This is a genomic window from Janthinobacterium sp. JF4, from assembly GCF_059617925.1.
In genome coordinates this window covers 318,091-329,754 of the sequence record NZ_JCAQAV010000001.1, presented here as the reverse complement: position 1 = coordinate 329,754, position 11,664 = coordinate 318,091, and the positions used below count along the sequence as shown (strand labels likewise).

The 11,664-nt window shown below is 63.7% G+C and carries 11 protein-coding genes; 8 read left to right on the top strand and 3 right to left on the bottom strand.

The genetic code is table 11. The features are described from left to right. The first annotated feature begins 60 nt into the window (after positions 1 to 60). The 8 genes from AC54AF_RS01340 to AC54AF_RS01305 all read left to right on the top strand — a co-directional run bounded on the left by AC54AF_RS01340 (position 61) and on the right by AC54AF_RS01305 (position 8,450). Entirely contained in the window at positions 61 to 936 is an 876-nt protein-coding gene (locus AC54AF_RS01340) for a hypothetical protein (protein ID WP_496634786.1), read from the top strand. Between the two features lie 68 nt (positions 937 to 1,004). Then, positions 1,005 to 2,162, top strand: a complete 1,158-nt coding sequence (locus AC54AF_RS01335; RefSeq protein ID WP_496634784.1) for a sensor histidine kinase — start codon at positions 1,005 to 1,007, stop codon at positions 2,160 to 2,162. A 128-nt stretch (positions 2,163 to 2,290) separates the two neighbouring features. After that, positions 2,291 to 3,745, top strand: a complete 1,455-nt coding sequence (locus AC54AF_RS01330; RefSeq protein ID WP_496634782.1) for a circularly permuted type 2 ATP-grasp protein — start codon at positions 2,291 to 2,293, stop codon at positions 3,743 to 3,745. Next, positions 3,739 to 4,683 (top strand): alpha-E domain-containing protein, encoded by a 945-nt coding sequence (locus AC54AF_RS01325; RefSeq protein WP_496634780.1) that lies wholly within the window; start codon positions 3,739 to 3,741, stop codon positions 4,681 to 4,683. Before AC54AF_RS01330 ends, AC54AF_RS01325 begins: the two co-directional genes overlap by 7 nt. After that, positions 4,683 to 5,492 carry a transglutaminase family protein gene (locus tag AC54AF_RS01320; protein ID WP_496634778.1) on the top strand — a complete coding sequence of 270 codons (810 nt, stop codon included), beginning with the start codon at positions 4,683 to 4,685 and terminating at the stop codon, positions 5,490 to 5,492. Before AC54AF_RS01325 ends, AC54AF_RS01320 begins: the two co-directional genes overlap by 1 nt. Before the next feature lie 91 nt (positions 5,493 to 5,583). Continuing rightward, positions 5,584 to 6,462 (top strand): proteasome-type protease, encoded by an 879-nt coding sequence (locus AC54AF_RS01315; RefSeq protein ID WP_128141527.1) that lies wholly within the window; start codon positions 5,584 to 5,586, stop codon positions 6,460 to 6,462. Positions 6,463 to 6,569: 107 nt separating this feature from the next. Next, positions 6,570 to 7,922: an alpha/beta hydrolase gene (locus AC54AF_RS01310; protein WP_496634776.1), complete on the top strand. Its 1,353-nt coding sequence runs from the start codon at positions 6,570 to 6,572 to the stop codon at positions 7,920 to 7,922. A gap of 102 nt (positions 7,923 to 8,024) precedes the next feature. Next, positions 8,025 to 8,450: a Fur family transcriptional regulator gene (locus AC54AF_RS01305; protein ID WP_070218730.1), complete on the top strand. Its 426-nt coding sequence runs from the start codon at positions 8,025 to 8,027 to the stop codon at positions 8,448 to 8,450. Positions 8,451 to 8,505: 55 nt separating this feature from the next. On the opposite strand, the gene AC54AF_RS01300 is transcribed toward AC54AF_RS01305, so the two are convergent. From AC54AF_RS01300 to zigA, 3 genes are read right to left on the bottom strand one after another with little or no spacing between them, the layout of a single operon-like run. Next, a complete protein-coding gene (locus AC54AF_RS01300) occupies positions 8,506 to 9,294 on the bottom strand; it encodes a HoxN/HupN/NixA family nickel/cobalt transporter (RefSeq protein WP_496634774.1) in 789 nt (262 codons plus the stop codon). Next, positions 9,291 to 10,319, bottom strand: a complete 1,029-nt coding sequence (locus tag AC54AF_RS01295; RefSeq protein ID WP_496634772.1) for a CobW family GTP-binding protein — start codon at positions 10,317 to 10,319, stop codon at positions 9,291 to 9,293. Before AC54AF_RS01295 ends, AC54AF_RS01300 begins: the two co-directional genes overlap by 4 nt. Before the next feature lie 22 nt (positions 10,320 to 10,341). After that, positions 10,342 to 11,568 carry a zinc metallochaperone GTPase ZigA gene (gene zigA, locus AC54AF_RS01290; protein ID WP_496634770.1) on the bottom strand — a complete coding sequence of 409 codons (1,227 nt, stop codon included), beginning with the start codon at positions 11,566 to 11,568 and terminating at the stop codon, positions 10,342 to 10,344. Between the last annotated feature and the right edge of the window lie 96 nt (positions 11,569 to 11,664).

Sequence of the window (11,664 nt, the reverse complement as noted above, 5' to 3'; positions counted from 1 at the left end):
CCTTGGGCGGTTTCGCGTGCGCGCCTGTGCCGCAAGCGGCGCTTCGGCGACAATACCCGCATGAAACGTCTCCCTGCCCTGCTGTTCTTGCTGTGCCTGTCCCTGCCCGCCGCTGCCCAGAAGCAAGCCGCCTGCCCGTATGCCGCCTGGAAAAGCGGTTTCAAGGGTGATGCGCGGGCGCAAGCCACGTGTTTGTTGCGCCCCGTCAAGTTATATGCGCGGCTGGGCGCCAGCGCGCCGCTGCCGGAGTTTCTCGATAGCCATGTCGGCAAGAAAACCACGCTGAAAGCGGCCCAGTTGCGCACATACCTTGCCGCGCACGGTATCGCTGAAAAGGACGTGGGCGGCGCCGTCGACGCCCCCCTGTCGCGCGCCGTGGGCCGGCTGGCCGCACCGATGGCGCGCTACTTCGTCATCCACGACACCAGCTACCCGAATTTCCTTGCCGCCCCCATTCCCGTCCACATCAACGACGCCGGCTGGGATTTCAACGATTTCAATCTACGCAATCCCGCCCATGGCGGCGGTCCGAAAGGCCACGTCTACGTGAATCGCCTGGGCGGCTCCTTGCAAGTGCGCGACTTTGGCACGGCCAGCTATGCCAGCAAGCTGGAAAAGGACAAGCCGTCGCTGACGGGCCTGTTCCTGCACGTGGAACTGGTGCAGCCGCGCAACTCCGTGCCCGGCGGCGGCAAGGGCAACGATGGCCTGGCGCCCGATCCCGGCTTTACGCCCGCGCAATACGAGCGGCTGGCCCTGCTGTATATGGCTGCCAGCGTGCGCAAGGGCAGGTGGCTGATCCCCGCTTTCCACGCCGTGCTCGATACGGGCTTTGCGAACGGTCATGACGATCCGCAAAACTTTTCCCTGGACGAGTGGTCAGCCTCGCTTTCCCGCCTGCATGCGGCCCTGCGGCAGGCAGATACTGGACAATAAGGCGTTTCCCTGGCGGTGGATTAGGCGCATACTATTATGAGCATAGCCATTCCTGTGAGGGAGCTCAGGTGAATATTGCCACGGATCATCAGGCGGATCGCCAGGCCAGCGCGCGGGCGCCACTGCAACGCGCGCAGCGCATCTTTGCCATGCGCGACGCCGTCCTCAGCGCCTGGGAACAGCGCGTGCGCGCCAGTGTGCGCGGCGCGGATCAGTTGCTCACGCCCATCCTCACCAATACCTTGCCCGCCTTTTTCGACAACCTGGCCGAGGCGCTGACTCCGGGCCACCCGCGCGACAATGCCACCAGCAACAGCAACGTTCCTGCCGTGCATGGCAACGAACGGGCGCGCATGACCAATTACGGCCCGGAACAAGTGATCCAGGAATACCAGATTTTCCGCGACTGCTTCGCCGCCGTCGCGCATGACAGCGGCATTACCTTGCGGGGCAAGGAATGGCAAGTGATCAACGCCTCGATCGACGTGGGCATCCGCGAATCGATACGCGAATTTACCAGCATGCACGAAGGCTTCCAGCGCCGCATCGCGGCCGGTCTGTCGCACGACATGCGCAACCCCCTGGCCGTGATCAGCACCAGCGCCCAGTTGCTGCTCAGGCAAACCGACCCGGAACGGGTGGTATTGCTGGCGCACAAGATTGCCGAGCACAGCAAACGGCTCGACAGCATGATCGAGGAATTGCTCGATGGCCTCAGCTACCACCAGGGCCAGCAGTTGCCACTGGTGCTGAGCCAGTTCGACGTGCTGCCGCTGGTGCGCGCCGTGGCTGGCCAGGTCAACTTGCAGCGGCCGGACAAATGCCAGGTCAGCGGGCAATCCGTCATTGGCTGGTGGTGCGAGAACTCGCTGCGGCGCGCGCTGGAAAATCTGCTCGGCAATGCCCTCAAGTATGGCGACGACGCGCCCATCAAGGTGCATGTGGAAGCGGTCCACGAACGCCTGATCGTCACCGTCCACAATGGCGGCCCCGCCATCGCGCCGGAACAGGCAAAACGCATCTTCGACTACCTGCGCCGCGAGAACGACAGCCCCGCGCCAGGCTGGGGCATCGGCCTGCCCTTCGTGCAGAATGTGGCCGAAAGCCACGGCGGCAGCATCGCCGTGGACAGCGCACCTGAAACGGGCACCAGCTTCATCTTCGACGTGCCAGTCGATTGCCGCCCCTTCGTCCAGCCCGCCGACGTCCCCAAGAGTGACAACTAGCGCACCGAATTGGTGCGAGTGGCGGCGCGACGCCACAAAAATGGTCATATTTGCACCGGTTCACGCCCACCCTGTTGGCACGCTTCCTGCTGAGCTATGCATAGACACGGCTCAAGGGAAATCACAACATGGCAAATTTTTTCAATGAAATGACTGCAGATGACGTGGGGACGGACAGCAAGGTACGTGAACACTATCGTGAATTCAGCAGCTGGCTGGAGCAGCAATCGCCCGAGACCATCGCCCGCAAGCGGGCCGAAGCCGACCTGACGTTCCGCCGGGTCGGCATCACATTCGCCGTCTACGGCGACGATGCCGGCACGGAACGCCTGATTCCGTTCGACACCATCCCGCGCATCATCCCCGCCGCCGAATGGGCGCAGATGCAGACGGGCCTGGTGCAGCGCGTGCAAGCCTTGAACATGTTCATCCATGATATTTATCATGAGCAAAACATCATCAAGGCGGGCATCATTCCTGCCGAGCAAATCTACAAGAATGCCCAGTACCGCCCGGAAATGCAGGGCATTGCCGTTGCCTCCGACATTTACGCCCACATTGCCGGCGTCGACATCGTGCGCGCGGGCCAGGGCGAGTTCTATGTGCTGGAAGACAACCTGCGGGTGCCGTCCGGCGTATCCTACATGCTGGAAGACCGCAAGATGATGATGCGGCTGTTCCCGGAACTGTTCGCCCGCAACCGCATCGCCCCCGTCGACCATTACCCGGACATGCTGCTCGACAACCTGCGCTCCGTCGCCCCGATGGGCGTCGATGACCCGACGGTCGTCGTCATGACGCCGGGCATGTACAACTCCGCCTACTTCGAGCACGCCTTCCTGGCCCAGCAAATGGGCGTGGAACTGGTCGAAGGCAAGGATCTGTTTGTCAACGACAATTCCGTGTACATGCGCACCACGCGCGGCCCCAGGCGCGTCGACGTGATCTACCGCCGCGTGGACGACGATTTCCTCGATCCGCTGGCCTTCCGCTCCGATTCTTCGCTGGGCGTGCCGGGTCTGCTGTCCGTGTACCGCGCCGGCCGGGTGACCCTGGCGAACGCCATCGGCACGGGCGTGGCCGACGACAAGTCGATCTACCCGTTCGTGCCCGACATGATCAAATTCTACCTGTCGCAAGAGCCGATCCTCAACAACGTACCCACCTACCAGTGCCGCAAGAGCGCCGATTTGTCCTACGTGCTGGCGAACCTGGCAAAACTCGTCGTCAAGGAGGTGCATGGCGCGGGCGGCTACGGCATGCTGGTGGGACCAGCGTCGAGCACCGCGCAGATCGAGGATTTCCGCCAGCGCCTGCTGGCCAATCCGGGCGGCTACATCGCCCAGCCCACGCTCGCCCTGTCCGCCTGCCCCACGTACGTGGACGCCGGCATCGCGCCGCGCCACATCGATTTGCGTCCGTTCGTGCTGTCCGGCAAGACGATCTCCATGGTGCCCGGCGGCCTGACCCGCGTGGCGCTCGGCGAAGGCTCGCTGGTGGTCAACTCCTCGCAAGGGGGCGGCACCAAGGATACCTGGGTACTCGAAGCCACATCCGCTTTTGCAGGAGAGAAAACATGCTGAGCCGCACCGCCGATCATTTGTTCTGGATGGCCCGCTACACGGAGCGGGCGGAAAACACGGCGCGCATGCTCGACGTCAACATGCAGACGTCGATGCTGCCCCAGTCCGAGCAGGACGCGGAGCAAGGCTGGCGCGCCACCCTGGGCATTTCCGAGCTGCAAAGCGCCTACGACCACAAATATGGCCGCTTCCACACGCGCGACGTGCTCGACTTCATGGTGCGCGACCCGAACAACCCGTCGTCCATCCTCGCCTGCCTGACGGGCGCGCGCGAAAACGCCCGCGCCGTGCGCGGCACCCTGACGACGGAAGTGTGGGAAATCCAGAACGCCACCTGGCTCGACATGCAGAAGCGCCTGAAAAGCAATCTGCTGGAAACGGACCCCAGCGCCTTCTTCGAATGGGTCAAATACCGCTCGCACCTGTCGCGCGGCGTGACTTTAGGCACCATGCTCAAGGACGAGGCGATCCACTTCATCCGCCTGGGCACCTTCCTGGAGCGGGCCGACAACACGGCGCGCATCCTCGACGTGAAGTTCCACGGCGCGCGCGACACCTCGAAAGACATCGCCCAGCGCGACTTCTATTACTGGGCAGCCCTGTTGCGTTCCGTTTCCGGCTTCGAGATCTACCGCAAGGTCTACCGCGACGTGATCACCCCGGAACGGGTGGCGGAACTGCTGATGCTGCGCGGCGACATGCCGCGCTCCCTGCTTGCCTGCATGGATGATGTGGTGGAAAATCTCAAGCATATCCGCAACGACGTGTCCGCCGATACGGAACGGTTTGCGGGCAAGCTGCACGCGGAGCTGAAATTCGGCCACATCGACGACATCATGAAGGCTGGCTTGCACCATACATTGACGGAGTTTCTGGAAAACATCAATGACCTGGGCAACCGGGTCAGCCGCGACTTCCTCGTTCCCCTGGCGGCCTGATGCAACTCACCATTCGCCACGAAACCCACTACGCCTACAGTGCGCCGCTGGCCTACACCATCCAGCAGCTGCACCTGACGCCGCGCATCGAGCCGCAGCAGCGGGCCCTGTCCTGGCAAATCACGACCCCAGGCCGCTGCCACGCCTACACGGATGCCTACGGCAATCTGTCGCACATGCTGACGATCAGCGGCAGCCACCAGTCGCTCAGCCTGGTGGCGCATGGCGTGGTGGAAACCATCTACCCGCACAAGGGACGGCTGAACCTGATCGACACGCTCTCGCCGCTGCTGTTTACCATGCCAACGCCGCTGACGCAGGCCGATCCGGCCATCCTGGAGCTCAGCGCCGCCAGCCTGCCGGACCGGCGCGTGACGGCGGGCACGGGCCATCTGTTGCGCCTGGCCGAGCACATCGTCGGCAAGGTGGCGTATGAAAGCGGCGCCACCATGGTCACCACCACGGCCGGCGACGCGCTGGCCCTGGGGCGCGGCGTGTGCCAGGACCACGCCCACCTGTTTTTGGCCTGCTGCCACGCCTGGGGCATCCCGGCCCGCTATGTGTCCGGCTATATCGATCCGGGCACGACGGGCCACGCGGCCAGCCACGCCTGGATCGACGCCTGGACGCAAGACACGGATTTCGCGGGCTGGGTCAGCATCGACGTCACGCATGCGCGGCTGATGACGGATGCGTATTGCCGCCTGGCCATCGGACGCGACTACGATTCGGCCGCCCCCGTGCGCGGCGTGCGCCAGGGCGGCGGCACGGAAACGCTACGGGTCGATGTGCAGATTGTGCCTGTATGACATAGCGAGAATGAGGCTGGCAGGGCCTTGCCAGCAGGTGGCACGGTCCGGCTGGTGTAGAATGCACCCCCTTTTGACTTGATTTACGACGATGACTTATTGCATAGGCATGCGCCTCAACGAAGGCCTGGTCTTCCTGTCCGACTCCCGCACCAACGCCGGCGTGGATCAGGTGGGCACCTTCCGCAAGATGAGCGTGTTCGAAAACCCGGGCGACCGCATGCTGGTCCTGATGACGGCCGGCAATCTGTCGATCTCGCAGGCGATCCGCCAGATCGTCTCCGAACACGTGGATGCGGATGGGCGCAGCATCTGGAACGTGGCCAGCATGTACGACGCGGCGCGCATCGTGGGCGAAGCCGTGCGCACCGTGCACCTGCGCGAAGCGAAGGCCCTGGCCGACTGCGGCATCGATTTCAATGTCAGCATCATCCTGGGCGGCCAGATAGGCGCCGAGCGCTGCCGCTTGTTCCAGGTGTATTCGGCCGGCAATTTCATCGAATCGCACGATGAAAACACGTATTTCCAGATCGGCGAAGCGAAATATGGCAAGCCCATCATCGACAGGGTCATCAATCCGTTCACGCGCCTGGACGAAGCGGCCAAGTGCGCGCTCATTTCCATGGATTCGACCCTGCGCTCGAACATTTCCGTCGGCTTGCCCCTCGATCTGCTCGTCTACGAGACGGGCAGCCTGGCCGTCACGCGCTTCGTCACCATCGATGAAAAGAACCAGTATTTCCGCATGATCCGCGACACCTGGGGCGAGCAATTGAAACAGGTGTTCGAAGGCATCGTCGATCCCGTGTGGAACGCGGCGCCGGAGACCACGACGAACGTGCTGTCGTCAGCCAACATGCACAGCAAGCCCGTGCGCGTGGCCATCCCCGAGCATGTGAGCCGCGGCGGCCTGACAGTAGCGCCCCTGCAATCGCTGGCGCAGCAGTTCAGCGACGACAAGCAGCATTGACCGGTGACGCGCCCGCTGCGCGTGACGCTGGACAAGTCGCTTTTCGCGTGCTTTTATGGCAATATGGATTGACATTCGATCCATATTGAACGAAAGGCAGCTTGCGCATGGACTTGATCACTTCCGCCGTCGTGGCGGCCATCGGACATGGCGCGCCCGGCCACGCGCCCGAGGCCGTCGCCAGCCACTATCAAAGGCTCATGCAGGCCATCGCCAAGTTCGACAGCGCCGCCGCCATCCTCGCCGCCATCACCGCGCTGGAAGCTGACCCTGTCGATGCCCGGCTGCAACTGGCCTTGTCGGCCGCCCTGTCCAGCGCGAAAGTGTCCGATGACATGGAAACCCTGTTTGCCGCGCAAGGCTTGCTCGACTCTCTGCAGCGGCCCTTCCCCCAGGTCCCCGACGTGGAAGCCGTGCCCGCGCCGGCCGACAAGAGCGCCGTCGTCTCGAACTATGCCGTCGTCAAAGTGTATTTCGCCACGGACCGCCAGCGCGACGTGGGCAAGCCGCCGGCGCAGCGCTTCAGCGGCGAACGCAGCATCACGGGAGGCAATGGCGGCGGCGATGGCCCGCTCAGCTATGGCAGCTGTGACATCAGCATCCCCCGCGACCACCGCATGGGCCAGCTGGAATCGCCGTCGCTGTGGCGCCTGGAATTTCGCGACGACCCGGCCAAGCACGTGGTGCTGCTGAGCGCCGAGGTGCAGGACCGCGACAATTTTTTTGCCGCATTGAAAACGCAGATCCGCGCATCGGCCGGCAAGAGCGCCTTTGTCTTCGTGCATGGCTATCACGTGACTTTCGAGGATGCGGCGCGGCGCACGGGACAGATGGCCTACGACCTGGGCTTTGACGGCGCGCCCGTGTTCTACAGCTGGCCTTCGCGCGGCGACCTGGCCGCCTACACCATCGATGAAAACAATATCGAGTGGAGCACGCCCCACATTACCAGCTTCCTGGCCGACTTTCTCGCCAGCACGGAGGCGGCGCAAGTGTATCTGGTCGGACACAGCATGGGCAGCCGGGGCCTGGCGCGCGCCGTGGCCGGCTTGCTGGCCGCGCAGCCGCAGCTGGCGCACAAGATCACGGAAATCATCCTGTCCGCGCCCGATATCGACGCCGCCGTCTTCAAGCACGATATCGCGCCAAAACTGGCCGGCGCGCGCAACCCCGTCACCTTGTATGCCTCGTCGCAAGACCTGGCCCTGGCCGCCTCGAAAGCCGTGCACGGCTACGCGCGCGCGGGCGACAGCGGCGCCGGCATGCTGATCGTGGCGGGCGTGGAAACCATCGACGCCACCGGGGTCGACACGAGCTTCATGAAACATGCGTATTTTGCGGAAAAGCGCTCCGCCCTGTCCGACATGTTCTATCTGATACGCAACCATGCGCGCGCCGATCAGCGCTTTCTCGACCCCGTCGATACGGTGGCCGGCCGCTATTGGACGTTCAAACCATGACACCGTTCCATCCGGTGCGGCACGCATGCTAAGATACGGCCCAGAGGGTGGCTAAGGCACGGCGATGACGCCGCCAGCCGATCCCCCGCAAGCAGGCCTATCATGTTGACATCATCTTCTACACCGCACGCCGAATCGCTGATCCGCAACACCAATGCCCGCGTCACCAAGACGCGCGTGAAGGTGCTCGACTTTCTAATGGCGCAAAGCCGTTCGCTGACCCACCATGAAATCCAGCAGGCGCTGTCGCAGGACAGCGATATCGATTCCGTCACCCTGTACCGGGTGCTGGAATGGCTGACGGAAAATGAACTGGTGCACCGTATCGCGGGCGCCGACCAGGTGTGGCGCTTCAGCGCCGGCGCTGGCCACCAGGCGCACGAGCACGCGCATTTCCAGTGCACCAAGTGCGCCAACGTCACCTGCTTCAATGAAGTCAAGCTGCCGCCGCCCGTGCTCTTGCCGGAAGGTTTCAGCGGCGGCGAAGTCGATTACCTGATCAAGGGCCTATGCCCGCGCTGCAAGTAAGCGCTGCCAGCGGCGGCATTGCCTGTTTCCTGATCAACAAAGCCACGCCCCCGCCTCACGCACGCACGCGGCGTAAACCCAGCAAAGTCCAGCCGTACAGGGCCGCCATCAGCAATACCATGGCTGCGCCGAGGGCCGCCGTCCAGCTTTCCGGCAGCGACCAGGCGGGATCGACCTTGCCGGCCGCCATGGTGGCAGCCATGGCCACGCAGATGGCGACGATGGGCCAGCCCAGGCGGCGCCGGAAGGCGCGCACGAGGTCAATCTTGCCGGTGCGCATCACTTGTGCCGTGACCCAGCCATCGAAGGCATCCGTCACGCCCATGCCCACGGCAAACACCAGGCCGGTCAGCAAGGCCGGCTGCATGCCGCCCAGCGCGACGGCCGCATAGCCCCAGGCGGCCGCCTGCAGGGCCGTATCGAACACCAGCGCGAACAGCATGCCGACGACAATGGCGGCCAGCGGCCCGGAAGCGCCCCGCAACCAGCGCGGCAGCAGCCGGCCACGCACCTCGGCCAGTTGGGCGCCGGTCAGCAAGCTGCGCGCATTCATGGCGGCGATGAGCAGCAGCAAGGCGATGGGCAGCCACTCCAGCCAGCCGAACACGGTTTCCGATGGCGTGAATTGCGCCGACGCCACGGCGGCCACGGCCACGATGGCCAGCACGGTGACGCCATGCCCCAGCGCAAACAGCGCGCCCATCCACGGGGCCCAGCGCGGATGGGCGGACTGGCTGCGCAGCGTCAGGCCATCGACGGCGGCCAGGTGGTCCGGTTCCAGCCCATGCCGCATGCCGAGGAGAAAGATCAGCGCCAGGGCGGGCAAGCCCGCTTCCACGCTCATGCCGCCGCCTCGGCCATCACCTCGGCCATCATGCTGGCTGGGGTGGCGGCGCCGGCCACGCAGCGGTCCAGGCCCCGCGTCAGCATCTCCCGCGGCAAGTCGCGGCCGATAAAGATCATCTTGCTGGCACGCGGCTCGCCATCGCGCCACGGCGCGCCCAGTTCCGAGCCCATCAGCATGTGCACGCCCTGGAAGACGGCGCGGCATGGCAGGTCGGCCACGTACAAAATACCCTTGTAGCGCATCAGCTGGCTGCCGAACAGCTGCACCACGGCATCAAGAAAATTTTCCACCTGCAGCAGATCAAGCGGCTGGGACTGGTGGTAGACGAACGACTGCACGCCGTCGCCATGGCGGTGGCCCAGCTCCCCCAGGAAATCGGGCTCCAGCTCGACGATGGCGTTCAAATTGAAACCGCGAATGTTCAGGATGTCGCGCAGCGGAACATTGCCAAAGCGCACCTTCTGGATGCTGGCACGGCCATTGATGGCGATCAAGCGCTGGCGCAGCGCGGCCAGCTCGTCCTTGCTGACCAGGTCCGTCTTCGACAGCAGGATGCGGTCGGCAAAGCCCACTTGCTCCTGCGCTTCCTTGTGCGCCGTCAATTGCTGCTGTGCATGGCGCGCGTCGACCACCGTCAAGATGGCGTCGAGCATGTAATGCTCGCTGACGGACGGCTCCGCAAAGAAGGTTTGCGCCACGGGACCGGGCGCGGCCAGGCCCGTCGTTTCGATGATCACGTGGTCGAAGGCGATCGTCCCCGCTGCGCGTTTGGCGTGCAGCTCGTCCAGGATGCGGATCAGGTCGCCGCGCACGCTGCAGCAGATGCAGCCATTGTTCATTTCCACGATCTGCTCGTCGCTGTCTTGCACCAGCAAGCCATGGTCGATGCTTTCGGCGGCGAATTCGTTTTCGATCACGGCGATGCGCACGCCGTGATCGCCCTGCAATATGCGCTTGAGCAAGGTGGTTTTCCCGCTGCCGAGAAAACCCGTGATGATGGTGACGGGGATCAGTTCTGTCATGGGGTGTGCTTTCTTTTCAAGGTTAGTCTTCCAGTTCTTCCATGCGCTGCCATTGGGGAAACGGGTCGGGCAGCTTGCGCCAGGCGGCCATGCCCTGGCGCGTTTCCGTATAGTTGAGTTGACATTTCTTCAAGTCCGCTTCGATGGCTGCCTGGTCCATGTCCTGGCCGATGAAGACAAGCTCCTGGTAGCGGTCGCCATATGGCTCGCTCCAGCCCGCTTTGACTTCCGCCAGCGAGGCGGCATCCGTCGGCCAGCGCTCCTTGGGCACGGATGCCCACCACAGGCCCACGGGTTCGATATTCATCAGCTTGCCCGCGCCGGACAGGCTGGCCACCCATTCGGGCCGGCTGGCCAGCCAAAAGTATCCCTTGCTGCGCACCACGCCCTTGATCGGCTGGGCAATGTAATCGTGCAGGCGCTGCGCGTGGAATGGCGCTTTCGCGCGGTACACAAAACTGCTGATGCCATACGTTTCCGTTTCCGGCGTATGCACGCCGGCCAATTCCTGGGCCCAGCCCGGCATGCTGGCCGCCTGCTCCAGGTCGAACAAGTGCGTGCCCAGGATGGCGTCGAGCGGCACGACGGACTGGTTGGTTTCGAGGATGCGCGCGCCGGGATTCAGGGCTTTTACAATGGCCAGCACGCGCAGGCGCTCGGCCGCATCGACCATATCGACCTTGTTGAGGACGATGACATTGGCAAATTCGATCTGTTCCGTCAGCAAGTTGGCCAGCTGGCGGTCGTCGCCCTCGCCCGCGATCTCGCCGCGCTGTTCCAGGCTGTCTTCGCTATGGAAATCATTGAGCAGGTTGGCGCAGTCGACGACGGTGACCATGCAGTCGATGCGCGCCACGTCATTCAGGCTGTCGCCGTGCTCGTCTTCGAAGTCGAAGGTGGCGGCCACGGGCATCGGCTCGCCCACGCCCGTCGATTCGATCAGCAGATAATCGAAGCGGTCTTCCGCAGCCAGGCGCCGCACTTCCAGCAGTAAATCGTCGCGCAGGGTGCAGCAGATGCAGCCGTTCGACATTTCCACGAGTTTTTCTTCCGTGCGCGATAGGGCCGCGCCGGCCGCCGCGGCGCCATCCTTGACGAGTGAGGCGTCGATATTGACTTCGCTCATGTCGTTGACGATGACGGCCACGCGCTTGCCTTCGCGGTTGCGCAGTATGTGATTGAGCAAGGTGGTCTTGCCGGCGCCGAGAAAGCCGGACAGGACGGTGACGGGGAGTTTGCGCTGGTGCATGCTGGAAATCCTTCGGGATGGAGTCGATTGAGGGTGAGCAATGGGCGGTCGCATTTTAAATGCAAGTCGATTGCGTTTGAATTATAATGCAGCTCA